This is a genomic window from Cohaesibacter celericrescens (assembly GCF_002866925.1).
Classification (GTDB): domain Bacteria; phylum Pseudomonadota; class Alphaproteobacteria; order Rhizobiales; family Cohaesibacteraceae; genus Cohaesibacter; species Cohaesibacter celericrescens.
Window position 1 is genome coordinate 212,758 of sequence record NZ_PKUQ01000001.1, and the last position, 25,817, is coordinate 238,574.

18 protein-coding genes are annotated in these 25,817 nt (G+C 51.4%); 10 read left to right on the forward strand and 8 right to left on the reverse strand.

The annotated features are described in order from the left end of the window. Nucleotides 1-88: 88 nt before the first annotated feature. The 3 genes from C0081_RS01025 to C0081_RS01035 form a co-directional block, all read right to left on the reverse strand. Entirely contained in the window at nucleotides 89-1,588 is a 1,500-nt protein-coding gene (locus C0081_RS01025) for a hypothetical protein (protein ID WP_101531939.1), read from the reverse strand. 16 nt (nucleotides 1,589-1,604) lie between these two features. After that, nucleotides 1,605-3,461, reverse strand: coding sequence for a flagellar hook-associated protein FlgK (flgK, locus tag C0081_RS01030; protein WP_101531940.1), 1,857 nt, complete (start codon nucleotides 3,459-3,461; stop codon nucleotides 1,605-1,607). A gap of 68 nt (nucleotides 3,462-3,529) precedes the next feature. Further along, nucleotides 3,530-4,906, reverse strand: coding sequence for a flagellar hook protein FlgE (locus C0081_RS01035; RefSeq protein WP_101531941.1), 1,377 nt, complete (start codon nucleotides 4,904-4,906; stop codon nucleotides 3,530-3,532). Between the two features lie 340 nt (nucleotides 4,907-5,246). Between C0081_RS01035 and C0081_RS01040 the strand changes: the two genes are divergently transcribed. Continuing rightward, nucleotides 5,247-6,089: an AAA family ATPase gene (locus C0081_RS01040; protein WP_101532334.1), complete on the forward strand. Its 843-nt coding sequence runs from the start codon at nucleotides 5,247-5,249 to the stop codon at nucleotides 6,087-6,089. Between the two features lie 40 nt (nucleotides 6,090-6,129). On the opposite strand, the gene C0081_RS01045 is transcribed toward C0081_RS01040, so the two are convergent. After that, nucleotides 6,130-7,422, reverse strand: coding sequence for an NAD(P)/FAD-dependent oxidoreductase (locus C0081_RS01045; RefSeq protein WP_101531942.1), 1,293 nt, complete (start codon nucleotides 7,420-7,422; stop codon nucleotides 6,130-6,132). Nucleotides 7,423-7,620: 198 nt separating this feature from the next. Between C0081_RS01045 and C0081_RS01050 the strand changes: the two genes are divergently transcribed. The 5 genes from C0081_RS01050 to C0081_RS01070 all read left to right on the forward strand — a co-directional run bounded on the left by C0081_RS01050 (nucleotide 7,621) and on the right by C0081_RS01070 (nucleotide 13,652). Continuing rightward, the gene (locus C0081_RS01050) at nucleotides 7,621-8,190 is read left to right on the forward strand and encodes a SixA phosphatase family protein (protein ID WP_180966692.1); all 570 of its coding nucleotides are present in this window, start codon (nucleotides 7,621-7,623) and stop codon (nucleotides 8,188-8,190) included. Nucleotides 8,191-8,339: 149 nt separating this feature from the next. After that, nucleotides 8,340-9,884 carry a YcjX family GTP-binding protein gene (locus C0081_RS01055; protein WP_101531944.1) on the forward strand — a complete coding sequence of 515 codons (1,545 nt, stop codon included), beginning with the start codon at nucleotides 8,340-8,342 and terminating at the stop codon, nucleotides 9,882-9,884. Next, entirely contained in the window at nucleotides 9,881-10,990 is a 1,110-nt protein-coding gene (locus tag C0081_RS01060) for a YcjF family protein (RefSeq protein ID WP_101531945.1), read from the forward strand. The genes C0081_RS01055 and C0081_RS01060 overlap by 4 nt, the downstream gene beginning before the upstream one ends. Nucleotides 10,991-11,137: 147 nt before the next feature. Continuing rightward, nucleotides 11,138-12,316 carry a vWA domain-containing protein gene (locus C0081_RS01065; protein WP_101531946.1) on the forward strand — a complete coding sequence of 393 codons (1,179 nt, stop codon included), beginning with the start codon at nucleotides 11,138-11,140 and terminating at the stop codon, nucleotides 12,314-12,316. A gap of 124 nt (nucleotides 12,317-12,440) precedes the next feature. Continuing rightward, nucleotides 12,441-13,652 carry an MFS transporter gene (locus C0081_RS01070; protein ID WP_210200353.1) on the forward strand — a complete coding sequence of 404 codons (1,212 nt, stop codon included), beginning with the start codon at nucleotides 12,441-12,443 and terminating at the stop codon, nucleotides 13,650-13,652. Between the two features lie 17 nt (nucleotides 13,653-13,669). On the opposite strand, the gene C0081_RS01075 is transcribed toward C0081_RS01070, so the two are convergent. The 3 genes from C0081_RS01075 to C0081_RS01085 form a co-directional block, all read right to left on the reverse strand. After that, complete coding sequence (locus tag C0081_RS01075) at nucleotides 13,670-14,317, reverse strand: class I SAM-dependent methyltransferase (protein ID WP_101531947.1); 648 nt, start codon at nucleotides 14,315-14,317, stop codon at nucleotides 13,670-13,672. A 223-nt stretch (nucleotides 14,318-14,540) separates the two neighbouring features. After that, nucleotides 14,541-14,861: a 2Fe-2S iron-sulfur cluster-binding protein gene (locus C0081_RS01080; protein ID WP_101531948.1), complete on the reverse strand. Its 321-nt coding sequence runs from the start codon at nucleotides 14,859-14,861 to the stop codon at nucleotides 14,541-14,543. Between the two features lie 111 nt (nucleotides 14,862-14,972). Beyond that, nucleotides 14,973-15,293: an Hpt domain-containing protein gene (locus C0081_RS01085; RefSeq protein WP_101531949.1), complete on the reverse strand. Its 321-nt coding sequence runs from the start codon at nucleotides 15,291-15,293 to the stop codon at nucleotides 14,973-14,975. A gap of 562 nt (nucleotides 15,294-15,855) precedes the next feature. On the opposite strand from C0081_RS01085, the gene C0081_RS01090 reads away from it, so the two are divergent. Next, a complete protein-coding gene (locus C0081_RS01090) occupies nucleotides 15,856-20,976 on the forward strand; it encodes an apolipoprotein A-IV repeat region-like domain-containing protein (RefSeq protein WP_101531950.1) in 5,121 nt (1,706 codons plus the stop codon). Between the two features lie 108 nt (nucleotides 20,977-21,084). On the opposite strand, the gene C0081_RS01095 is transcribed toward C0081_RS01090, so the two are convergent. Continuing rightward, nucleotides 21,085-22,305: a protein phosphatase CheZ gene (locus C0081_RS01095; protein ID WP_180966693.1), complete on the reverse strand. Its 1,221-nt coding sequence runs from the start codon at nucleotides 22,303-22,305 to the stop codon at nucleotides 21,085-21,087. Between the two features lie 131 nt (nucleotides 22,306-22,436). Between C0081_RS01095 and C0081_RS01100 the strand changes: the two genes are divergently transcribed. From C0081_RS01100 to C0081_RS01110, 3 genes are all read left to right on the forward strand, one after another. Beyond that, nucleotides 22,437-23,642, forward strand: coding sequence for an MFS transporter (locus C0081_RS01100; protein WP_101531952.1), 1,206 nt, complete (start codon nucleotides 22,437-22,439; stop codon nucleotides 23,640-23,642). Between the two features lie 185 nt (nucleotides 23,643-23,827). Further along, nucleotides 23,828-24,994, forward strand: a complete 1,167-nt coding sequence (locus tag C0081_RS01105; RefSeq protein ID WP_101531953.1) for an MlaE family ABC transporter permease — start codon at nucleotides 23,828-23,830, stop codon at nucleotides 24,992-24,994. 10 nt (nucleotides 24,995-25,004) lie between these two features. Beyond that, complete coding sequence (locus C0081_RS01110) at nucleotides 25,005-25,817, forward strand: ABC transporter ATP-binding protein (RefSeq protein WP_101531954.1); 813 nt, start codon at nucleotides 25,005-25,007, stop codon at nucleotides 25,815-25,817.

The following is a 25,817-nucleotide window of genomic DNA, read 5'->3' on the forward strand; positions in this document are numbered from 1 at the left end:
AAAGGAACCACAAGCAGACCGACACCGAACAAAAAGGGCAGCTGTTAAGCCACCCATTTTCAATTGCTCCAGTGCTATTCACAACAGGCTAAATATAGTTGGTCAAGGTCAACTGATACATCATAGACGCTGCCTGATAGGAGGCTTCTATGGTATTTTTCAGGGTCATGATTTTCGCCGCGACCTCTTCCGTATCAACGCCCTCGATATTGTCTGAAACCGTCTGAAGCATGCTCGTAGTCGTCATATGCCGCGTATCCGCGTCCTTCATCACTTTACTTGCAACACCGAGTTGGGTTTGAATGGTCTTGACCACGTCACCCTGATTGACGCTTGAAAGGCCGGACGAAATTGCATCGGCAAGAGCACCGTAGCGGTTCTTATCCAGGCTGCTATTCTCATCAAAGGTAGGCAGTGAGAAGGCGGTCATATAGGCCAACTGCCGCGCGATACTGTCTTCATTTGCTCGCGCTCCGTAGGATATATCCAGCCGACTATCGACCTGTGCCACGGCCGTATCACGAGCACTTCCGATACTATTGTCTCCCACATACCAATTCACGGTTGGTTTGCCCGCAGCAGTCGCAGTATCCAATGTGGTGGCTGTTTCAGGGGTACCAACAACGCGTTTGGGTTCCCCGCCATTTCCGGTGAGGAAAAAGTCCTGCGCGGCTTGTATTCGAGAAGCCGCCTCTCCCTCTGTCGCAACACTTTGCTCAATCTGAAAGGCCAACTCAACTTCGATTGCAGCGGCGATATCATCGGGTGTGCCATTTAGAGAGAAATTCCCCTCACCCGGCATCGTTATGCCATTGGCAGCAACCAAACGCACCACTTTGGACGATCCATCAGGCAGTTCAAAGGTAAAACTCATGGCCTCATTAGCCGAAGGCGCCGCCGTTAGAGCCACTGAGATACTGGCGGGACTCCCCGTAGGGCCCGTAACGGTCGCATTACTCAGAGTGCTTGAGACCGCGCTCAGCTTATAACCAAAATCGGTAACCTGTTCCGACATTGTCATGATCGAGCCGGTGGTTGAAAGGTCCAATCGACCACGCCCGTCACTACCAGCATCGGCACGCATCCGTTCATCGGTCACAGTGATCAGACCATCCTGACCAGTCATACCATTGACGATCTGATCGTAGCTCCTTGTCGGCTGAACATCGGATGTCGTGCCTGAAAACACAAAATCACCATCGACCTCAGTATCAAGAAGCCCCAAGGCCTCTTTCACCAAAGTCGCAGCCGTCATCTGACCAACAGACTGGTTCTCGGCGGTGATATCATATTGGGTTGACGTCGCCGAACCACTGACCTCAGAGCCAATATCGACCAGACGCTGCAACGATACATCCATCATGGAAATCTGAAGTTGTGCTTGATCGATCGTGGAACGAAATCCATCGATTGACGAAATCTGCGCACGTAGATCCAGAGACTGTCCGACGTCCCCACCCAACCCGCTATAGGTTAGAGACTTCTTGCCCGTGCTGAGCTGGACGGTCAAATCTTCCAGTTTGTTGGAATTGCCGCTGAGGATATTCATAAGCACAGAAGAGGAGTAACCATTAGGTCCAGTGATCATAATAAGCCATCTCTCTTTAAATACGCATCAACGCGTCCATCATTTCCTTAACAGCGGTCATGACACGAGCATTTGCGGAATAGGCTGTCTGCAATTCCAGCAGATTGGCCAATTCGATATCAATGTCGACATTTGAGGTTGATTCAAACCGCGCCTGAACATTGTTCATCACAATTTCCTGGCCCTCTAGTCGGGTCTGTGCGGTATTAGCCTGTTCGGCCTGATAGGAAATGATCTGTCTCGCAAATTCATCCACCGTCATCGTCACCGGGGCGCCGCCTGACTGATAGGTGAACTGCAGTTCAGTGTTGGTCAGCGCATCATACAATGCGCTCGGACGCGTCTGATCCGATGCCCCTGCAGAACTGTCATATTTAACGAGCAAACTCGGATCGTCAACAAGAGCCGAATTGATGGCAATGCGTCCAGCAAACCCCACTTGCTGAGGGATACCTTCCACTTCACCTGAATAGATACCCGGTCCTGTGCCACTATCGACAAAAAACGGTAACGCCGTTGCCTCTTGCTGCAAACCGGTTGCAGTGGCTTTGGCATCAAAAGACTGAATATCGACCGTATTTGCTGCGCCATCATCCAGAACACGCAAAGAATTACCAGATGGATTGCTGACTGTGAAAGCCGCTCCAAGAGCTGTCTGCACCTGCGCTGCAACACTGGCCATGCCACCGGAAAAGTCAATGCCGACAACTCGATCATCATTGCGCGCGGTTACATCATCAACCAATGGCAAAGACAAAGCAGTCTCGGCCCGCACGAATGATACTGTGTTGGTATCTCCTGTTCCGACATCCTGATACGTAAAGGTGAAGACATCACCCGATTGCAAATCGCTCAGGTCAAGATCAAATCCGGCTTGCGCGCCAGATGTTGCGGCAACGCCCTCAACATCAAACTTGCTGAACGCATCGGCCATGCCGTCGGCCAAACTATCGAGTTGGTTCTGCGCTTCAACCAAAACGTCATCGCGCAATTCGATCAACGCACCAATCGTACCGCCATCAAAACCACCCGACGACGTCATGTCCAACAGACCGCCATTGGAGTTTTTCAGAGAAATACTACCCAACATGCTTTGTGCAGGATCTGCGTTCCATTCGGTCTCGGCACTGACGGTGCCATAGGCTGTAAATTCAAATTCTGAAGCAGCTTGATCATAAAGTGACACGCCATTGGTCGTAGAAATCTTGACAGAATTATTCTCGCCATGTTCGACGCGAACTGGCACCAGTTCAGACAATTGTGTAATCAGCATATCTCGCTGATCCATCAATCCCACCGGATCCACGCCATTCAGCGTCATTTCCTGAATTTTGCTGTCAATGCTATCAATATTTTGCAAATATCCATTGAGGTTTGCAACAGTTTCCTCAATTTCAAACTCCGCGTTCTGACGCAGTCCCTGAATGGCTTCAGAGGTTTCATTCAGTTTCTGGACCAGAACCGCAGCTTCATTGAACACTTCCAGCCGCGTTGCCTCGTCATCTGGACTTGTCTGTAGTTTCTGCAATGAACTGCCAAATTCATTGACCAGAGTATCGAGTGCGTTCGACCCACCCGGTTGCCCCAATAGGGCATCAACCTGACCGAGATATTGGTTGAGGGTGCTGGCATAACCGGTGGCAGCGGTTTCCGACCAGAATTGCTTCTGCGCAACTTCATCGAGCGTCCTCTGCATAGTCGTATTGACTACGCTGGTGACTTGCCCATTGAGAACCAGATCCTCGCGGTTGCTTGTCTTTCTAGTGTAACCAACCGTATTGGCATTGGTAATATTGGAGGACACAACCTCCAGCTCGCGGTTGGTCGCCCGCAATCCGGATTGCGCAATCGTCAATGCTGTACTCAGAGCCATTTGACTTCCTCCTGATCGCAGCCCCCCGATCCACAAAGGATCGGGAGACTAGGATCAATTTCCATAAACTAACGAATGACCTGCATGACTTCCGAAAGCATATCTCGTGCGGTCGACAACACGCGAGTATTGGCGGTATAGGCCTGTTGAGACACGATCATCTTGGAAAATTCATCAGCAATATCAACGTTAGAGGCTTCAAGTGAGGAACCGCGAATCGAACCGGTCGCTCCCAAAATAGCTTCGCCCGAATCTTCAGATGCGAGGAAAGCGCCGCCACTTTCTCGCGCCAGATAGTTATCACCATCAAACGACGCCAGAATGATCTCCGCCATATTGCTTGATTTGCCGTTGGAATAGTTAGCAACCACATACCCGGAAGAGTCGATGCTGATATTGGTCAATTCGCCGGCAGCTGCACCATCCTGTGACAAATTCATATTGGCCACACCTGTGTTGGTGGAGTAGCCGGTGATGCCGTTGCCACCATGGTCGAGCACGATATTACCCAGATTATCGCCATCAACCGTCATAGCAGGCACAGTTACCGAAGCCGTAGGAGCCGTCATGTCACCTGCAACGTTAAACGTATAATCCTGCCCTACGTTGGTCCATTTGGTTGCAGTCCCTGTGGCCTCAGAATCGCTTTTGTAAAACAGGTTCCACGTATCTTCTGTCGCGGGCACCGCAGATGCGTCGCCTTCAAGGGTTTTGGCCCAACGCAGCTGTACGCTGACATTTTCACCATTAGCGACATAAGCAGTGATTGCGCCACCAGAGATGGACTGGGACAGGAAATTTGTTTCATCCTGAGCCTGAACCGTACCGGTACCAGCCGTGGTTGGATCTACGGTATATCCTGATCCCGGGGTCAACACAGAACCGCTTGAATCTGTGGTAGATGGTGTTGCTGGCAAGTTACCGGTGTAGGTAATGGTCGTTGTTGCCTCGGCCGCCATAAAGCCTTCTTCAAAAGTAGTCGGCTTGGGAACAGAACTAACGGGGTTTCCGGTCGCATCATCCAATTCAATCACGGCCAGATAGTTGCCGGCGTCATTGACAAAATAGCCATCCTGATCGAGCGTAAAGTCACCTCGGCGGGTATAAAGCGGTGTGCCATCAAAAATTGGGGAGCCATCCACTTCGCCGATTTTGTTATAAACCACGAAATAGCCATCGCCACTGATCGACATATGTGTCGAAGTATCCGACGCACCGACAGGTCCAGCCACTGTGTTGGTGCCGCGTGAACTGGTCAACACAGAGCCAGATTTCTGAGCGCTTTTATCAGAGGTAAAGTTGCTTACCAAATCAACAAACGCCGTATCAACGCGTTTATAGCCCGTGGTAGAAGCGTTGGCGATGTTGCCTGAAATGTTTTGCATTGCAGTTGACTGCGCGCTCATTCCTGCGACGGAGGTCGTTAGCGCTGAATAAAGACTCATGGTACTTCCCTTTGAAGAGATACAAATCAGATTGCCTTTACATCAGCAAGTTTCGGGCCAGTTTTGATAAATTTTTAAATTCAATAAAATCAAATACTTATCAATATTAACCCTTTATTAAGCAGGAAGTTTTGACCTTATCGAGAGGGCAAGCGGAAATATTTGCCCGTAGGAACGAGGCCATTTGAGTCGCGGTTCTGGTTCTGAAATTGGCTCGCGCCCGGTGAAATTTGATTGCACGCCTCATTCTGGCCGATATAGTCGCACTGCGAAGATGAGCAACCTCAAGTGCTCGGACCTTAAAATGGCCAGCCAATCCAAAAAACCACAGGGGAATGTTATGCGCTTTGAAGGCACATCAAATTATGTCGCCACAGAGGATCTCAGAATTGCGGTCAATGCGGCGGTAACACTGCAACGCCCCCTTCTGGTCAAGGGAGAGCCGGGCACCGGAAAAACAGTTCTGGCGCAAGAGATTGCCAACGCCCTTGATGCCCCTTTGATAGAATGGAACATCAAATCAACCACCAAGGCGCAACAGGGCCTGTATGAGTATGACGCTGTCTCACGCCTGCGCGATAGCCAATTGGGCGATGAACGGGTCAAGGATATCGCCAATTATATTCGCCGCGGTAAGGTTTGGGAGGCGTTTGAATCTCCCAAACGGCCAGTGTTGCTGATTGACGAGATCGACAAAGCGGACATTGAATTTCCAAATGATCTTTTGCAGGAACTGGATCGCATGGAATTCCATGTCTATGAAACCGGCCAATTGGTCAAAGCAAAACAGCGCCCGATTATTCTCATCACCTCGAACAACGAAAAAGAATTGCCCGACGCCTTTTTGCGCCGCTGCTTCTTTCACTATATCCAGTTCCCCGATGAACAAACGATGCGCGACATTGTTGAAGTTCACTATCCGGGTATCAAAAACCGGTTATTGAATCAGGCATTGTCTATCTTCTATTCTGTGCGTGATGTCTCCGGCCTGAAAAAGAAACCGTCAACGTCTGAATTGCTCGACTGGATCAAGCTATTGCTCAACGAGGATATTGATCTGGAAACCTTGCGAGAAACCGACCCAACCAAGACAATTCCGCCTCTGCACGGTGCCTTACTCAAGAATGAGCAGGATGTGCATTTGTTCCAACGCCTTGCTTTTATGGCCAGAGGGCAACGTTAAAACAGGACAACGTTAGACCCAACACCCAAGACAGTGGCGCTTAACTGCGCCACTCATCCCACCAGTCATGCATTTGCAGTCCCCAATAGACAAGCTGCGTCCCCATACGTCCGATAGGACCACCGCCCCATTGCGCATCAAAAGGCTCAAACAGGCGATGCCGGTCTGAAAGCCCCGCGATCCCTTCCGCTGCCAGCATGCCGATGGTTGCCGTGCTGTTGAGCCCATGCCCGCCCGTCGCAGTCGCAGACCACAGTCCGGGCTCCATTTCGCGTAAGACAGGCATTTTGTGCAGGCAATAGCCCATCAAACCAGCCCAGGCAAAATCCACCCCGAAGTCGCCAAGCTGCGGATAGATCGAAAGAATGTCTTTTTTCAGCATTGATGCCAGCGCCTGAGGCTGCGACCGGCGGGTCGTCATGCGACCACCCCACAACAACCGCGAGCTATCTTCAACGAGGCGGTAATAATCCCCTGCTCGACGCGTATCCCCAATGCACCCCGCGTATCGAATGGCACGGCTTAACTGGTGCGCCATCGGCTCAGAAGTCATAACATAGGTCGCAACAGGCAGAACCGCGCGTTCGAGCTTGGGATAAAGATCTTGCATATAGGCACTGCCGCACAGCAAAACCGAACCGGCTTGCACATGCCCATTGCCCTCACAGCGCACAGTCCAATGCCCACTGGACTTTTCCAACGAACGGGCCTGTTGGCCTTCATATATTTGCCCGCCGCGCTGCCGAATATCCTGAGCCAAGGCCAATGCATAATTGAGAGGTTGAATATGAAAAGCCTCAGGATCTTCCATGCCCTGAAAATAGAGTTCTGAGACCAGATGCTCGCGGACGCGTTCCTTTGGCCAATAGCCATAGGCGGTGCCATACACCGAATTGAAATAATCGATGTCTCGTTGCAACCGGTCTTCATTGCTATAGCGAGACACCCGAAGCCAGCCTTCTTGGGGGCGCACACCGCGCGCGCCCAGCTCTGAGACAGCTTGCTGAACATAATTGGTCCCCAATCTGGAGACATCGAACAGCGCCTTGGTTTGCGCCACCCCGAGCTGCCGCTCCAGCGCACCAAGCCCTTGCGCATAGCCGTCAGAGACAAAACCGCCATTGCGGCCAGAGGCACCCCAGCCAACCCGATTGCCTTCAATCAGCACCACTGACTTACCGGCTTTTAGCAACTCACGAGCAGCAGTGAGGCCTGCCAACCCCGCCCCGATGATACAAACATCCACCTGCACTAGACCATTCAGGGTCAAAGGACTTAAAGCTGGCACCATTGTGTGCTTATAAAAACTGTCAATATAGTCAATATGTGTCATGCAATTGCAGTATCTTTGAGTAAAATATCAGGACTTGCGTCGCGTTCATCGCGGCTACACTATAAATGTCTTGCCAAAGATATGCCCTTGTCGTGCTGCATGCCAGCCTCTTTCCTGATGTGTAGCTTCGTTTTCACAGTTCAATCAATGATGAGTGCAACTGAAGTGCGCGTCATGGACCCGAAGGAAGTTGCATTCATGCTCAGACTTTTTTTGCTGCGCCACGCCAAATCATCATGGTCTGATCCAGACCTGCATGATTTTGACAGGCCCTTGAACAAACGCGGCAAGAAGGACCCGCCCAAAATCGCCCTCGCGATGAAAGAACGGGGGTATTGTCCCGACCGCATTCTCTGTTCATCGTCCATGCGCACAAAAGAAACACTGGGCGGCATTCTTCCCGGTTTACAAGGCGACGTCAGCCTGAAGCTGCTGGATGATCTCTATGAAGGCCATGCCCCCGACTATCTTGTGATCATGCGGGCCCATGCCAAAGACAGCAACAACCTGATGATCGTCGGGCACAACACCGGCCTGCACGAAATAGCCCTTCGGCTGATCACCAACACCAACACACCGTTGGCTACCGACATGGAAATAAAGTTCCCAACTTCGGCTCTGGCCGTGATCGACTTTGATTGTGACAGTTGGAACATGGTAACGGCCCAGAGTGGTCAGCTGATCGATTTTATAAAACCACGAGATATAGCAATTGATATGCACGCAATCCTTCTGGAAAATCCGGCACCCGCGTTCTTTCGTCGCTAAGCACCAGAGGCGCAACAGCCGCTCACTTTGATAAAACGCCTGCGTTATATTTGCATTCTCGCCGTGCCTTGCTTACATCCATAAGCATGCTAGAGCATGATGGATAAGCGTGGTTGCGCCGTTTCAAGCGACCAAAGACAGGCGAAGCTATGAAACTATTCGATGAAGTAAGGATCGCAACGTCCAATCTAACGGATTTTGCCAGCGACTTGGCAGAGCCCACCTTGCGTTTGGGTGTCACGGGATTGGCGCGTGCGGGCAAAACCATTTTCATATCCTCCAGTCTGCATAACATCATCCATGGGGGGCGTTTGCCACGCTTTGAAGCCCATGCGACAGGACGCATCGGCACCGCAGAAATCAGCCCCCATCCAGACACCCTCATTCCGCGCTTTCGGTATGAAGATCATATCGCAGATCTAACCGACACCCGCGTCTGGCCCTCCTCCACCAGCAGAACCAGCCAGGTCCGTCTCTCCCTTCGATACCAATCCAAAGGAAGCTTCAAACGCACGTTCCAATCGGACAGGTTGGCGCTCGATATTGTCGATTACCCCGGTGAGTGGTTGCTCGATCTGACCTTGATGGATCAGGACTATCGCACGTGGTCTGCACGGTCCTTCAAACAAGCCAACAAACCGCTTTACAAAACCCATTCGCACCTATGGCGGGCCTTCGCCGAGGGCATCCATGGTAAGCTGGACACACAGCTGCAAGGCGACGAACCAGTGTTGGAGACCATCGCCCGCGAGACCACAAACAACTTTACCGCGTATCTACTTGAGGCAAAAAAGGCCCGCGGAGCCTATGCTCTCCTGACCCCTGGCCGCTTCCTTATGCCCGGCGATTTACAAGACAGCCCTGCCCTAACATTTGCTCCCTTGCCCGACGATCTGTTTAGCAAAGACCGCAAGAGCCTTTGGGCCATGATGGAACGCCGGTTCGAGGCTTATAAAAATTCGATCATTGTGCCTTTCTATCGTGATCACTTTGCCAGACTTGATCGACAGATTGTCCTGATTGACCTTCTTGCCGCTCTTAATGAAGGACCTGAAACGCTGGCCGAGCTGGAAGAAACCATCACCGAAATTCTCCGCGCCTTCCGCCCCGGCTCTCGTTTCTGGCTTCGCAATTTAGTCTCCCGCCGGATCGATAAAATCCTGTTTGCCGCCACCAAAGCAGACCATTTGCACCACACCTCCCACGACCGTTTGGAGCGCATTCTCAATCGCCTCGTTGAGCGCGCCGCACAGCGGCTGGAATCGGCAGGTGCCGACTATGAAACCATGGCCATTGCCGCCGTCCGCGCCACCCGTGAAGCCACACTTAATGTAGATGGTGAAGATCTACCGTCCTTGGTCGGAATCCCGATGGCCGGTGAATCTTTAGGTGAAGACGAATTTGACGGAATATCAGAATTTGCCTTATTCCCCGGAGACTTACCGACAAATTTTGAATCACTTTTTGAACCAATTGATTCAATATCTCAAAAAAAATCTAACACTAGGGATGAAGAAACCAGCAGCAAAGCGATTTCGGTTTCCGCACCGCCGCTCCACTTCAAGGACCCGTTACGGTTTGTGCGATTCCGGCCTCCCGAACTTGACAAATCCTCAAGTGGAACGGCGCTTTCGCTGCCCCATATCCGCCTTGACCGCGCCCTTGAATTCCTGCTGGGAGATATTTTGAAATGAGCAAAAAAGACCCAAAATCTGGCTCAACACCCTCCCACAGCAGGCGTGCTCCGCGTGCAGTCCGCCTTGACCGCGGGGCCTATGGTGACGATATTGCACGCCCCACACCAGACACTGGTGCCACAATCTCCATGGGATCAGGTTCAAACGCCAACGGCAGCGATTATTTTGACAATACCGCTCTGGAGGAAGAACCGGCCTACAAGCCCATCCGCAAGAAGGGCTGGTCTTTGGCCTCACTATTCTGGAGCGCCCTAACAGGGGTCTTGATGCTGGCGCTTGGGCTCTGGCTGGACACCCTGATCCGAGAACTTTTTGCTCGCTGGCAATATCTGGGATGGTTCGGAATCGCACTGGTTAGCATGGCAGTTTTATCCCTGCTGTTCTTCCTTCTGCGAGAGCTACTGGCCCTGCGACGTTTATCACATTTGGACCACCTACGCGAAAAAGTTGCAGAGCTTTATAAAGACGGAGACCGCAAACAAGCGATGAAAATCGCCAACGATCTGCTGCACCTCTATGAGCCACAACCCTCCTTGTTTCGCGCCCGTCAGTCCTTAAAACAGGATCTTCCCCACCTGTTTGACCCCGAAGATATTCTCGCCCAAACCGAACAGACCTTGATGCCGCCGGTCGATCAGGCCGCCACCCATCGGGTACATCAAGCCGCCAAGCGCGTCGCCGTCGTCACAGCCCTCAGCCCGCGCGCACTGTTCGATATCATTGTTGTTCTGGTCGAAACCGTCCGTATGGTCCGCGCCATTGCCGAGGCCTATGGCAACCGCCCGGGCTTTGTTGCCATGCTTCGGCTAACGGGCCATATCGCAGGCAATCTAGCCGTCACCGGCGGCATGGCAGCCGGTGAAACCCTGATGCAGCAAATCATCGGTCACGGCCTTGCCGCGCGCCTCTCTGCCAAGCTGGGAGAAGGGTTGTTAAACGGCATCCTCACCGCGCGGATCGGACTGGCAACCATCGCTCTGTGTCGCCCTATGCCCTTTGTCACGCAAGAACAACCCAAGCTGGGCGCGGTCATAAGAACCTTGCGCGCCACATCTGACGAGATGGAAGGCGAGCCGGTTAAAAACAAGAAAGCCAAAACTTGAGTTTGGCCCCGCGCCCTATTGGGTCCGGCATCACGCATCCTGCTAAGGACCACTTGCCCCAACCATCCAAGCGCGCCTAACTGAAGCGAACGCCCCATCTTCTCAGGGCTTTAAATCTGGCCCGCTTTGACTTTGAGATGTACCGATATGTTCATCCACTTCTTCACACAATTACGCGCTGCCAAGGTCCCCGTTTCATTGCGCGAATATTTGATGCTGATGGAAGCACTCCAAGCCGACCTTGCGGAAAAGAGAGTGGAGGACTTCTACTATCTCTCCCGTGCGATTCTGGTTAAAGACGAAGCCAATCTAGACCGGTTCGACCAAGTCTTTGGTGCCACCTTCAGAGGCTTGGAAAGCTTGAGCGATGCGGTAAACGAGGCACCCATTCCTGAAGAATGGCTCAAAAAACTAGCCGAGAAGTATCTGACAGAAGAAGAAAAGGCGGAAATTCAGGCTCTGGGTGGTTTTGACAAACTGATGGACACGCTGAAAGACCGGCTCAAAGAACAGCAAAAGCGTCATCAGGGCGGCAACAAATGGATCGGGACGGCAGGTACATCTCCGTTTGGAGCCTATGGCTACAATCCCGAAGGCGTTCGCATCGGACAGAGTGAGTCCCGCCATCGCCGCGCGGTTAAAGTCTGGGACAAGCGCCAATTCAAAGATCTGGATGGAGATTTGCAGCTTGGCACCCGCAACATCAAGGTCGCGCTGCGTCGCCTCAGACAATTTGCCCGCACCGGTGGCACAGAAGAGTTGGACCTATCGGGCACCATCAACAGCACAGCCCACAAAGGCTATCTCGACATCACGATGCGTCCGGTGCGGCACAATGCGGTCAAGGTCTTGCTGTTTTTCGACATTGGCGGATCCATGGACGACCATGTGCGCATTTGCGAAGAGCTATTCTCGGCTGCACGCACCGAGTTCAAGCAGCTAGAATATTTCTACTTCCACAATTGCCCCTATGAATATGTCTGGAGGACAAATGCGCGCCGCCATGCAGAGCGCATCCCTACATGGGATGTGCTGCATAAATTTGGCTCCGATTATAAAATTATCTTCGTCGGTGACGCTGCCATGTCACCCTATGAGATCGCCCACCCCGGTGGTTCAGTTGAACATTGGAACCAAGAGGCCGGCCATGTTTGGCTTTCTCGCATTCAGACTATTTATGACCATGCGGTCTGGCTCAACCCTACACCGCAACAGCACTGGGACTATACCTATTCTATCGGAATGATCCGAGACTTAATGCAAAAACGCATGTATCCGCTCACGTTGGAAGGCATTGATCAGGCCATGCGCACCTTGATGCGGTGACCTCAGCCCTGACATTTGTGCCCATCCTGTTGTTGCATGTCTGCAATCCATCTTCTTTATTTGACGTAAAACGGCCTTAGCTGCTAAATCAAGGCTACCTTCCCTGATCTGACAGGCCCCCGAAATGACCGCGACAAATTCCCAGACAGCCAGCAGCTGGCGCACTCCCTTTATGTTGCTCATGCTTATGAGCGCCGCTATGCAGCTGTCTTTTGCCAGTTGGTGGAACCTGTTGAACAATTTTGCGGTCAATGAGATCGGCTTCACCGGAAGAGAGATTGGCATTCAACAGTCACTGCGCGAGGTCCCCGGCTTTCTGGCCTTTACTGCAATTTTCGTCTTGTTGATCCTGCGCGAACAGACCTTTGCACTCTTGGCGCTGCTGCTGCTCGGCATAGGTGTGAGCCTGACAGGCATGATGCCATCAACTTGGGGGCTATATTTCACAACCATCATCATGTCCATTGGCTTTCATTATTACGAAACGACCAATCAATCGCTGTGCCTTCAATGGCTACCCAAAGACAAAGCCCCCGCGATGATGGGGCGCATCCTGTCCGTCGCAGCCATGGCGCAATTGGTCGCCTATGCAGTGATTTTCATCACATGGCAAACCCTGCATCTTTCCTTTGAACTGGTGTTTGCCATCGCAGGAAGCCTAACCATTGTGATGGTGATCTTCCTTTGGCGTGCCTTTCCCCAATTTGAAGCAACAACACCACAGCGCAAACATTTGGTGCTGCGCAAACGCTACTCGCTCTATTATGCCCTCACCTTTATGAGCGGCGCTCGGCGTCAGATCTTCACAGTCTTTGCCGGTTTTATGATGGTTGAGCGGTTTGGCTATCAGGTGCACGAGATTTCGGCCCTCTTCCTGATCAACTGCCTGTTCAACATGTTCTTTGCTCCCGTTATTGGTCGCTTCATTGGCCAATTCGGCGAACGCAGAATGCTGACAATCGAATATACCGGACTGATTGTTGTCTTCCTGTCTTATGCCTTTGTATCAAATCCATGGATGGCAGCTGGCCTGTATGTGATAGACCACGCCTTTTTTGCCATGGTGATCGGCACAAAGACCTATTTCCAGAAAATTGCCGACCCTGCAGACATTGCTCCCACTGCCGGTGTGGCATTCACGATCAATCATATCGCTGCAGTGATCATTCCGGTTGTCTTTGGTCTGATATGGTTGGCGCATCCGTCAGCGGTCTTCCTGATCGGTGCGGGCCTTGCTTGCATTTCGCTTGTTTTGGCGCGGCTCATTCCAACAGACCCGATTGAAGGAAGAGAATGGATCGGCAAAGTCACAATACCACAACAGCCCGCTGAATAAACGGCTGCACCAAAAGCCTATCCTCTGCGGGCGACGCCCACATGGTGGGTACCGATAATGCGAGAGCCGAACCCCAAATCATAAATATCGTAGCGCTCAAGCTCAAACCCTGCCGCTTGGATCAGCCCACCCACATCGCGATTAAGATGGCATCCCGATGCCATCCACCGCCACGGTGGCGTTAGAACATCCTGCAATCGGGATACATGGTGTGTTTCGGACCGACCATGCTCACAAAAATACAGCCGCCCAAACGGCTTGAGCACTCTATGGGCTTCCGACAAGGCCGCTGCCACATTGGGTATAGAACAAAGCGAATAGGTCACCACCACAGAATCAGCACAGTGTGAGGACAGTGACATCGCTTCTGCGCTTTCAACCAACAGCTCGGCAGGGATATCCTGTTGCGCAATCGCCCGTCGCGCCAAGCGCGGCAGGCCGTCATCGGGGTTGATACCAATTACCTTGCGCACCAATGACCGATCATAGTGCGGGAGATTGAGCCCAGAACCGAAACCGATCTCCACCACATCACCAGAGGCAAAAGGCACGACCTTCTGACGCTGACGCGCCACCATAGGTAAGCCACAAACCAGATGCACGCCCGACGGCATAATACGGCCTAAAAGAGTGTCAGGCTTACTATCTTGGCAGCTGTGCGTCATGTCTCACCAATGCAATTGATATATTCGATATATCGAAACTACATATTGCGACTTCCAACACATAGGTCAACCCACGCTTTTGAGAAGGCCCGTTGCAAGAGACACAAGAACAAGAGATCGCCTGATGGGAAGATACATCTTGTTAAAAAAAAGCCGGCATCACGGTGCCAGCTTTTCCCGTCCGAATGCAAATCCGGATCCACTCACGTGCGCGGTTGTCGTATCAAGCCTGAAATTCGGGAATACGAATAACCACACCATCAAGCTCTTGGGTCATTTTGATCTGACAGGACAAACGACTGGTCTCGTTGGAATCCTGAGCAAAATCGAGCATATCTTCTTCCATGGCCTGAGGTTCGCCGGTCTTATCGGTCCATGCCTCATCGACATACACATGACAGGTCGCACAGGCGCAAGCACCGCCGCACTCGGCTTCAATTCCCGGAACGCCGTTTTTCACGGCGGCTTCCATCACGGTTGCGCCATCTTGGGCTTCAACTTCATATTTGGTTCCGTCAAACGTGACGAACGTAATCTTAGGCATTGAATTAGGCTCTCTAATAAAAGGTTTGATGACCTTCGCTATACCCTAATTCGCCCACAAGGCAAAGAAGCAGATTGTATCGTAAAGTATCGTTTCGAATCCTAGGCACCCTTAAGTGTTTAGAATCGAGCGGATCTCCAGCAAGGTTTCATCGACAGCCAGCCGCAGCGCTTGCACCAGATTTTGAGTATCACCTTTACCAGCTTCCAACGCCTCCGCGGCATGGGCCACTTGCCAAGCCCCTATGCCTTTGGCCGCTCCCTTGATACTGTGAGCATACTCTTTGCGATCAACCACTCCCACATCCAATTGGCCAAGTTTCAACACCATTTGATCGGTGAACAATTGCAAAACCTCACGTTGGAGATCTTCATCTTCCATCGTTTGCCGCGCCAAATGATCGCGATCTAATATCACCGTCTGACTTTGCATTCCGCCCTCACTGCCCAGCCTCAACAGACCACTCCAATTTTGAAAAATCCAATTTTAACGACCTCTGTTAACCATAAAACCCTATTTTGCCGCAAACCAAAGCAATTAATTTGCAGACAAGCAAAGCCGTCGGCAGCAAAGCCAATGAAGGCATGCACAGAGGCAAAATAATCAAATTTTCCAAGCTCTTAATGACGGCAATCTGGGCTACAATCTGGCGATGTCAAACCTTTGATCGCCGAATGGTTAACAAATAGCGACAAGGGTCGGAAAATTATGGTTTCTTTGCCTTTCCTCTCCTTGTACGATGCTCCTCTATATATCGGACATCTGCGACCAATCGGCATTTGCACAATTTCGCTCTTTTCGCTGCCTAACTTTGTTACAGTCAGAATAGCGCTAAAAAGAAGTTTGTTGTTGGATTGATCGACTGTGGTGATATCAAAAAATTCCCGCAAGGGTGGCATTGTTGTCTCTATGAGGCAGAAACCCGATGGATGACATCGGGGGTTAGAAACGACAATGAGTTGGCGAGTATCGAGTAAATAAGGCTAGAACCGACATGGTAAGAAAGTCTCCAAAGATTCAGGACCCGACAGAAGCGGCTTTGTCGGCAGTTGAAGATGCTTTGAAACTGGATTTCGATGTCTCAGAAGAGACTGGCGAAAGCAAATCCACAGACAGCGCTGTGACTTCACGCGATTCCCTATCAGACAATGGCTCAGCCACGTCTGATGCGAGAAGCAACAGGGTCAAACCAAGACCTGCCAACGACGATCAGCAGTCGGTCGGCCATTTGCTTCATGCTTTGCAGCAACCACCCAGCTCAACACCCTATTGGTTTGCAACCCTGCTCTCTGGTGCCTGGTTCGCCATTGGCGGTGCAGCTTTCTATTTTGGGTTGGCCAAGGACCTCCTCGCCACGGGAGGCATGGATGCCCTTTTGACCTCTCCCACCGCATTGGCATCGCTTGCAGGGGTCGTCCTGCCCGTCATCCTATTCTTTATGATGGCTTATATGATTGTCCGCTCGCATGAAATGCGTCAGGTCTCTTATACCATGACCGAAGTTGCCATGCGTCTGGTTGAGCCGGAAAATGTCGCCAAAGAATCTGTCGTTAACGTTGGACAAGCCATTCGCCGCGAAGTGGCTTCCATGAGTGATGGCATCGAACGGGCATTGGCCCGCGCTTCCGAACTGGAGGTGATGGTGCATAATGAAGTGTCTTCACTGGAGCGCGCTTATTCAGAAAATGAATTGCGCATCCGCTCACTCATCGAAGAATTGATCACCCAGCGCGAAGCCATTGTTACCAACTCCGAGCGTGTGCGTGCATCAATCTCTGGCGCCCACACAAGCCTGACCGACGAGTTGAGCACATCAAGCGAATCTATCTCCAAAAGTGTTTCGGACGCAGGGTCACGCGTTACCTTGTCTTTGGCTGAAAAAGGCGAGCAAATCACCATTGCTCTGGCCAATGCAGGCGAGACCATGGTCAATGTCCTGTCCAACCGTGGTTCCGATCTGGTTGACCGCCTCTCTTCAACCGGTTCAAACGTTACTGAGTCGCTCTCGACAGCCGGTGAAAGCATCACCAATCAGCTCAACATGTCCGGCACCGACATTTCCCAAAAACTGGAACTCACCGGTAGTGATCTGACCAGCCAACTCGCAAGCATTGGCCATGAAGTCACGGACCGTTTCATCGGAGCGGGTCAGGAATTGACCACAACATTGTCCGAAACCGGAGCCAATGTTACACAGAATATTTCGCAAGTCGGCGATGGCCTGAATGCCAATCTGAAGTCCATCGGTAGCGAAGTCACCGAGAATTTGGCCAACACCGGCGGCGCACTGACGCACGAGCTGAAAGAAATCGGCGCCAATGTTACCGGTAGCCTGACCGAGATCAGCACCAATGTGACCACCAGCCTGACCGAAATCAGCGCCAACATGACCAATACCATGTCGGAGACCGGTTCAACGGTTGCCGAAAACATCCGCGAGCAAGGCACCCAGATTGTTACGGCGATCACCGAACGCTCTGCCGATGTTTCCGAAGCACTCAAAGGGACAGGCGACGCATTGTTGGTCGATTTGTCCTTGCGCGGCAACGAAATCAACGAAAAACTGGATGAAACGGGCAGCAACATTGCCCATACCATTTCCGGTGCTGGCGACAGCCTCACCTTGAATATGACCGAAACCGGTACACGCATTGCAGAAACCATCTCCAGTCAGGGCGACAGCCTCACAAGCAAGCTGGACCAAACGGCAGACCGTATACATCAGACCGTTACGGTCAAAGGCTCCGAGCTCAACCAGCAGCTTGAAGGCCATGCAACCAATCTGGGCGCAATCCTCGATGAGCGTTCACAATCCATGGGCACTTTGCTCGAAGGCCAGACCAACAATCTTACAGAACGTCTCGATGAAGCGGCAGGCAAAGCAAGTCAGGCCCTCAACAGCCGTTCAATGGAAGTGACCGAACGTCTCGCAATGGTTGGCACCGAAATCGCCAAAGTCATAGCGCAACGTGGTAACAAAGTTAAAGAGCTGTTCGAGACGACCGGTGGCGAACTCACGGACGCCCTGCAAGGCCAGAGCGAGGCAATACGCCAAGCTATGGAAGAACGGGTCAAAGCCTTTGATGACGTCATTGGAGTACAGGGCACAAATCTGGTCAGCCACCTGGGTGACAGACTGGATACGCTCAGCCAATCCATGGACCAGCGCATCAATACGCTGGATCAAACCCTGTTTGCCCGTGCTGGCGAAATAGAAAGCATGCTGGACACCCGTCTGGAAGGCTTCTCTGTCAGTGTTTCAACCAAAGCACAGGAAGTGGCCAGCACTCTTATCAGCCACACCACCGGATTTGAAAAAGGTATCTCGGAACGCTTGGGCGGGTTCGAACAAAATATCTCCAGCCTAACGCAGACATTTGCCTCCAAGGCAGACACACTCAATACGACATTGGACGAACGCACATCCAAACTCGACGATACTTTGGATAATCGTGCACGGCAGATCAACGAAACGCTGTTGGAACGCACCACCGACATTGCCGCGGCCTATTCCAAAGGGCAGAAAGACATCAACGAGAGTATGGACAACCGTCTCACGATGGTTGGCGACACCTTGTCCCGTCAAGCCCACGAGCTTACGGAAACACTTTCTGATCGTGTTGCCGAGATCAATGTCTCACTCGGTAGCAAAGTCTTTGAAGTGGCCGAAACCCTTGATAGCCGCTCGGCTCAAATCGAGGCTATTCTCAATGATCGCATGAACGCCATTTCGACCAATTTCGCGACAGAGAGCGCCAAAGCGCGCGATTCACTGGCTTCGACCCTCACCACCGCCAGCGCCGAAATCACCGAGAAAACAGAAAACTTCAATGCAGTTCTAGGCTCCCGGTCTGCCGAATTGTCCTCCATTTTGGATGAAAAAGGCAATGCGGTTGTGCATGCTCTGGACAGTCGTTCAGAAAATATCACCAGCACATTCCAAAAAGCGGGTGAAAGCATCATTCATAGTCTCGCAAGCCGCGGTGGTGAGATTGCTAAAGCTGTGGCTCAGGAAAGTGCCCGCGCTTCTCAGACTCTGGCTCAAACCGGAGAGAATCTGGTCGCAGCCATCACCGAGAACAGCACACGTGCAACAGAAACACTGGATCTAAGCGCCAGCAAAGCAGTTCAGGCAATCACAGAAAGCTCAGATCGTTCTGTCGGTTCCCTAACCAGCAGCACAGAGCGTGCAGCACAAACGATGATCGCCAGTTCCGAAAAGGCGGTACAAACGCTGGAAGAAAGCACCAACAGGACCCAGCAATCATTGGTCGCAACCTCTCATCAAGCTGTACAGACTTTGGAAGAGACCACCACCCGCACGCAAGAAACAATGTCTGCCAGCTCACAAATTGCGGTTCAGGCACTTGAAGAGAGCACCAACCGTACCCAGCAATCACTGGCGACAAGTGCACAGCAGGCAGCAGAATCTCTCAGCCAAAGCTCCAGCGAAACACTTTCTGCAATGAATGAAAGTTCGCAGCGTACGGTCAATGCCCTGAACCTCAGTTCCGAGCAAGCCAAAGCCGCTCTGGAAGCGTCTTCCAGTAATCTGGTTAAAGCAATCGCCCAGAGCAGCCATGATGCCATCATCGATCTGGACACCTCCAACAAGCGTCTTGTTGAAGCGATCCGAACCTCTGCCGAGGAAGCATCGCAGTCGATGAACAGCACCAACGAGTTGTTGCGCTCGGACGGAACCGAAATCGTAGAGCGCCTGAAAAATGCCAACGACACCTTGTCCGAGCTCTTGCTCAATGCTGGACGCAGCTTGTCGACCATAGAGACCAGCCTGTCAGCCCAGACCGGACAGTTCCGCGATGTTGTTGAAACAGTGGTTGCGGAAGCAGGCAACTCAACACAGCAGCTCACAAGTCATGTTCACGATTTGCGCAACGTCTCCAGTGGTATTCTTGGGCAAGTCGCATCCCTGACCGACAAATTCGAAGAACAGGCCTCTGCATTGGTCAATACCACCCAACTGATGGAATCCACCAACCATCGCCTGGAAGGAACGACTGAGGAACGCCGCGCCATGTTGGCGTCCATGACGGACGACCTCACACGACGCACCGAATCTATCGAGGCTGTGCTTAATAACTTCACCTCAATCATTGCAAGCACCCTTTCCACTGCGGAAGGCCGCGCACGCGATGTAGGCATGTTGCTCAGCCAAAGCACCGAAGGTGTTTCAAAAGAAGTGATGGATCAACTCGAGCAACTGCGTATCAGCGCCTCTTCCGAGGGACGCCGCGCAGCGGAATCCATCCGTGAAGTTCAGCGTGAAATGAGCGAAGAAATGGCTCAGTCCATGGCGGAAGCCAACGAGCGCTTTGAAAAGGCAACTCACGACATTCGCTCAATCACACAAGAAGTGAAACGAGATCTAGATGCCACACGGGCTGAGCTCAAACATGGTCTTGCGGAACTACCCGGCGAAACGCGGGAAGCAACAGGCGCAATGCGCCGCGTTGTATCAGAGCAGATAGACGCTCTGAAAGAACTGTCGCGTGTGGTCCAACGCCACGGTAACAGCTTCGATACAGTGCCAGCTGAAAGGCCTGCCCAACGCCCTGCACCAGCGGCACGCACCTTGCCTCCTGTCCCTGTGCAACAACCGACCCGTCATCCAGAGCCGCAAGCGCCTGTAGCCCCTGCTCCAAGCAGCTATACCGCACCGGCACATCATGACGACGACGACAATCGGTCCGGTGGATGGGTTTCCGACTTACTGCGCCGAGCGTCCCAGGAAGACTCGATGCCACAACCCGGCGACGCTGCCGCTCTAGCCCCGCTGAGCAATGACATTGTCAGAGGAATCGATGGGTCAAATCAGTCTCTAGCTTGGGAAAGCTATCGTCGCGGCGAAGGGGGAAGCTTCACTCGTAGGCTCTACACTTTGAAAGGCCAACAAACGTTTGAGGATATTCGCACCCGCTATCAGCGTGACAATGACTTCCGCACAACGGTGAATCGTTATGTTGCAGACTATGAGCGCATTCTCGATGACATTTCCAGAAAAGACCGTGATGGCTCGGCGACGATGAACTATCTCACCTCCGAGACGGGCAAGGTCTACACCATGCTGGCTCATGCAAGTGGTCGCTTGGGCTAAACCAGCGGCGATTTAAGCAACGATTGAAAACAAAAAAGGGTGCCAAATGGCACCCTTTTTATTCGCACTTCTTTTAGGTGCTCTAAATAGAGACGTTAAAGATTGGACTTAACTGAAATCAGCAACACGGTCTCTTAAATCAGCAAGTCGCATTTCCATGTCTCCGACCATGACATCCCGCTCAGCCTTAGCATCAGACTTATCCGCTTTAGCAGAAGCAAATACATCTGCATCAGCGCTGTGCACATCAGAACCAGTGAGAACTTTTGCTTGCGCAGAAGCCTCTTCATTCTGCTGACCTGTTTCCTCAACAAGGGCAGAAGCAAAAACATCCGCCTCTTCCATTTTGTCGTTTGACGACACAGCGACAGCATCTACCGTTTCAGTCGCCCAATCGAGATCGTTCATGTCAAGAGTGGCAAACTCGACGGTCTCAGCAGTCAATTCCGAGATCGGCTCATCAGCGGTAACGGAGGTTTCAGAATCGGTTTCGGTTTCTATGGAGTCAAAATCAATATCAATCGATGCATTGTCAAACACATCAGTTGCATCCGCAACATCTGACATCTGATCAAAAAGAGCATCGACATCATCTTGACTGGAATCATGTTGTTCCGCAGATTGACTCAGGATCACATCCACATCACTCTGCTCAACACCTTCACCATTCAGAGAAGGGCCATTAAGCAAGTGGGAATCAGGGCGCGCATCCTGAGATTTGGCCTGTGTATGATCAATCTCAACACCTTGGGATTCAAATCCCCAGATGTTGATCATGGAATTGATGCGGGTTTCAACATAACTCATCGCATCTACGATTTTCTTGATACGTTGCCCTGTCAAATCCTGGAATGAACAAGCCATATAGATATTTGTTGCTTCACCATCCAACGCATTGCAATCTTCTTCATTGGCGCCCTGTTCACGTAAAGTCCAAGCATATTCCTGAATCTTTTCAGCAGCACCGAGAATTTCACTGGTCGCGTTTTCAGTCTGGGAAACAATGGCATCCAGTTCGACGGTTGCTCGCTCAAAGCGCTCGGCACCATCGTTGTCTTCGTGCTTGATCTGAGCAATTTCCAGTTTGGTTTTTTCAATGGCGGCCGCCATATCCGCCAGATCCAGCTTAACCCGGTTCATCACAGACGCAGGAGCACGCTCACGAACAACTGATTTTTCCAGTTTATCTATCGCGTTTAATAGAGTATCTGTATCAGCATTCCGATTTCGTCTCGCATATTCCGACAAGAACCACCGACCTCGAGCGGTCTCCATCACAGCGGCTTCAATTGCCAGATAGTCCTCTTGTCTCAGAGGTGTTGGTGGCATGGGCTTGCTCATCTGTTTGACCACAATCCTATAGTAATTGGCTCGAATCAGCGTCTGGATTACGCATATTCATACTCAGATGCTACAGCCGAATCCTTAACGTTTTTTTACTTTTCATCAGGCGGCCCAAAATGCAAGCACCATCACCAAAGGGATATGCGCTCCGCATGTCGGCTTTCTTTGGAGCCTTTTTCTTTCCACTTGGCATTTATATTCCATTTTTTGCCGTTTGGCTAAACAGCCTCGGCGTGGAACCAAAAGAAATTGGTCTCATACTGACCATTCCAATGGCAACGCGCGTGATTTTCACCCCTTTCATGGCAGGAATCGCTGATAAAATTGGAGACCGCCGGCTGACATTGCAAATTTATTGTGTTGTTTTTGCAGTTACTTTTGCCATGATCACAATCAGCGACAATCTCCTATGGATCGCGCTGGTCATGGCAGTATCCCACATCGCCCAGAGTGCCATTATTCCCGTATCTGACTCTCTAGCCATGGCAGGAACAAGACGCTTTGATCTGGATTACGGACGGATGCGCAGCTGGGGATCCCTCGCCTTCATGGTCGCCAATTTGATTGGCGGGGTGGTTCTTGATGCCTTTGGTGCTGCAAATATTATTTGGGTTATGGTGATCGGAAATATGCTGCACATCATCTTTTCCATGACATTACCCTCAGATCCAAGGTTAAATGACAACCGTAATCTGTCCAAAGGTGCAAATTTAAACTGGGCTCAACTTAAACAATTTGCGCAGTTAGGTTTCTGGATCATTTTATTTGCCGCCAGTTTTGTACAAGCCTCACACAGCGTACTCTATGCTTTTGCGACAATTTTTTGGCAAAAAATCGGCATTTCGGCCAACATGACTGGAATCTTCTGGTCGGTTTCCATTCTGGCTGAGGTAACGCTATTCTTCTATTCCAAAAAGATTTCAGGCAGACTTAGCTGGAAATCCTTGCTTATAGTCGGGGCATGTTTGGCGACATTACGTTGGCTTCTGTTCCCGCTAGAACTGCCCGTTAGTGGCTATTTTCTCTTGCAAATACTACATGCTGGAAGCTTCGCCTGCACCCATCTTGGCATGATGTTCTTCCTCACCAAAATGGTAGATGATGAATTGTCAGGCACCGCTCAAGGACTTTTTACCATGTTAACGGGCTTGTTAATGGCCATCGCGACCTTTTTGTCCGGTTACCTTTATTCACTTCTGGAAGGCGATGCCTTTTACATAATGGCTGGGATCAGCCTGTTCGGACTAGTGCTGTTCCTCATCGCGCCTATGTTCTCACTCGGTCATATCAATGCCGACACAGTGCCTCTAGACAGAGACTAAAACACCGAGCACCATAAAATCGTGACGAAACCATCGATCTTTCCTTGCCTCACAGTAAGGATGTGGGGCATGTAACACATGAGAAAAGCCTTCCTATCGACAGATTCTTGCGTCATTATAAAGCAAGCATCAATCCCAAGGAGCTGGCTAAAATCAGGACCTGTGACCGAAGCGTGAGACCGAACATGACTCCAGACAAGATCGACCAAGGAGCACAGATCACAACGGTCTTTCAAACACCACAAATCGTGTTGGGGAACGCTGGCGCCGAAGGCACCCTTTTTATCAAAGGTGACTGGACGATTGAGACCATCAAGGACGCCGACAAACTTGTCTCCGATGCCTTTCAGCAACAGTTACATCCCACTGCTATTGATTTCTCGGATCTATCAATCCTGGATACATCGGGCGCTTGGGTGATTGTGCGCCTTATGCGCGGATTAAATCTAGAACTCTTCGCGACAAGCCCAATCCAATCTGACCACCGCATTCTGTTTGATGCCGTGTGGCAAACCAACCGCGTCCAGCCCCAAACCCAGCCTCCCCCCAATATGTTTATACAAGCCGCCGAACAAACAGGCCGTGATGTATTCGAAATCTATAAAGACATCAAAATTCTGACCTTTTTGATGGGCAGCGTGATCGCTGGTTTGGTGCAAAGTCTGATTAATCCGCGTAAGCTGCGCATAACCGCCATTGTGCATCATCTCGAACAAACCGGTCTGAAAGCTGTTCCTATCGTTGCAATGATGTCCTTTCTCGTCGGCGCGATTGTTGCTCAGCAAGGGGCATTCCAACTTCGCCAGTTTGGGGCCGAGCCATTTGTGATTGATCTGGTTGGCATTCTGGTGTTGCGCGAAGTCGGTATTTTGCTAACGGCCATTCTCGTTGCGGGCAGATCCGGTAGTGCTTTTACGGCAGAAATCGGCTCCATGAAAATGCGCGAAGAAATTGATGCCATGCGCGTCATGGGTCTGAATGTAACGCAAGTGCTCATCACGCCACGCGTGATCGCCCTTGTTATTGCTCTGCCCTTGTTGGGGGTGGTGGCCAACTTCTCTGCCTTGTTTGGTGGCGGGATATTGCTTTGGGTTTATTCAGATATAACGCCCATTGCCTACATCAACTGGTTGCGAGAAGCGATCGCTGTCAACACATTCATGGTTGGCGTTATCAAGGCGCCTTTCATGGCTTTGATCATCGCGCTGATCTCCTGTTCAGAAGGTCTTCAAGTCGGAGGCAGTGCAGAATCTCTAGGTCGTCGCACAACAGCAGCGGTCGTGAAATCCATTTTCCTGATGGTTCTTGTCGACGGCGTCTTTGCCATTTTCTTCGCAGCCATTGGATATTAGGGAAGATTGCATGACCGTAAATAATCTTCACCAGCATTCTAAACCCGGAGCAGGCAATCAGGACGATATCCTGCTTGCTGTGCGCGGCCTAACGGTCGGCTTTGGTGATCGGGTGATCCTTGAGAATCTGGATTTGGACGTCAGACAAGGCGAGATTATCGGCATTGTTGGCGCCTCCGGCACCGGTAAGTCGGTCCTTCTGCGCGCCATCCTTGGCCTCACCCCAAAACAGAGTGGAACCTTTATTCTGTTCGGTCAGAATACAGACCAGCTCAAAACGGCTGAACGCATGAAGATTGAGCGCAAACTGGGCGTATTGTTCCAACATGGTGCGCTTTTTTCTTCGCTGTCAGTGTTGCAAAATATTCAGGTGCCAATGCGCGAATATCTTTCGTTGCCCAAGCGCCTCATGGATGAATTGGCAATCTCCAAACTTGAACTGGTCGGACTGTCCCCTGACGCAGCCCACAAGCACCCGTCAGAGCTGTCAGGCGGCATGATCAAACGAGCCGCCCTAGCCCGCGCGCTCGCGCTCGATCCCGACATGGTGTTGTTGGATGAACCAACCTCCGGTCTAGATCCAATCAGCGCCGAAGAGTTTGATGACCTCATATCCAAACTCAGAAACACTTTGGGCCTGACTGTTTTTATGGTAACTCATGACTTAGACAGCCTGAATCAAGCCTGCGACCGTATTGCCGTTTTGGCAGAACGTCGGGTCCTGACGACAGGCACCATGCACCAAATGCAAAACAATGATCACCCCTGGATCCGGAAGTATTTCACCGGCAAGCGCGCCATCCGACAGTGGGACAGGAACTGA

Excerpts from the sequence above, each read along its gene's own strand:
- C0081_RS01065 (WP_101531946.1), top strand. The coding sequence starts at position 11,138 with ATGTTCATCCACTTCTTCACACAATTACGCGCTGCCAAGGTCCCCGTT.
- C0081_RS01080 (WP_101531948.1), bottom strand. The coding sequence starts at position 14,861 with ATGCCTAAGATTACGTTCGTCACGTTTGACGGAACCAAATATGAAGTT.
- C0081_RS01040 (WP_101532334.1), top strand. The coding sequence starts at position 5,247 with ATGCGCTTTGAAGGCACATCAAATTATGTCGCCACAGAGGATCTCAGA.
- C0081_RS01070 (WP_210200353.1), top strand. The coding sequence starts at position 12,441 with ATGACCGCGACAAATTCCCAGACAGCCAGCAGCTGGCGCACTCCCTTT.
- C0081_RS01045 (WP_101531942.1), bottom strand. The coding sequence starts at position 7,422 with ATGACACATATTGACTATATTGACAGTTTTTATAAGCACACAATGGTG.
- C0081_RS01075 (WP_101531947.1), bottom strand. The coding sequence starts at position 14,317 with ATGACGCACAGCTGCCAAGATAGTAAGCCTGACACTCTTTTAGGCCGT.
- C0081_RS01105 (WP_101531953.1), top strand. The coding sequence starts at position 23,828 with ATGACTCCAGACAAGATCGACCAAGGAGCACAGATCACAACGGTCTTT.
- C0081_RS01025 (WP_101531939.1), bottom strand. The coding sequence starts at position 1,588 with ATGATCACTGGACCTAATGGTTACTCCTCTTCTGTGCTTATGAATATC.
- C0081_RS01035 (WP_101531941.1), bottom strand. The coding sequence starts at position 4,906 with ATGAGTCTTTATTCAGCGCTAACGACCTCCGTCGCAGGAATGAGCGCG.
- flgK (WP_101531940.1), bottom strand. The coding sequence starts at position 3,461 with ATGGCTCTGAGTACAGCATTGACGATTGCGCAATCCGGATTGCGGGCG.
- C0081_RS01110 (WP_101531954.1), top strand. The coding sequence starts at position 25,005 with ATGACCGTAAATAATCTTCACCAGCATTCTAAACCCGGAGCAGGCAAT.
- C0081_RS01055 (WP_101531944.1), top strand. The coding sequence starts at position 8,340 with ATGAAACTATTCGATGAAGTAAGGATCGCAACGTCCAATCTAACGGAT.
- C0081_RS01090 (WP_101531950.1), top strand. The coding sequence starts at position 15,856 with ATGGTAAGAAAGTCTCCAAAGATTCAGGACCCGACAGAAGCGGCTTTG.
- C0081_RS01050 (WP_180966692.1), top strand. The coding sequence starts at position 7,621 with ATGCTCAGACTTTTTTTGCTGCGCCACGCCAAATCATCATGGTCTGAT.
- C0081_RS01095 (WP_180966693.1), bottom strand. The coding sequence starts at position 22,305 with ATGCCACCAACACCTCTGAGACAAGAGGACTATCTGGCAATTGAAGCC.
- C0081_RS01100 (WP_101531952.1), top strand. The coding sequence starts at position 22,437 with ATGCAAGCACCATCACCAAAGGGATATGCGCTCCGCATGTCGGCTTTC.
- C0081_RS01060 (WP_101531945.1), top strand. The coding sequence starts at position 9,881 with ATGAGCAAAAAAGACCCAAAATCTGGCTCAACACCCTCCCACAGCAGG.
- C0081_RS01085 (WP_101531949.1), bottom strand. The coding sequence starts at position 15,293 with ATGCAAAGTCAGACGGTGATATTAGATCGCGATCATTTGGCGCGGCAA.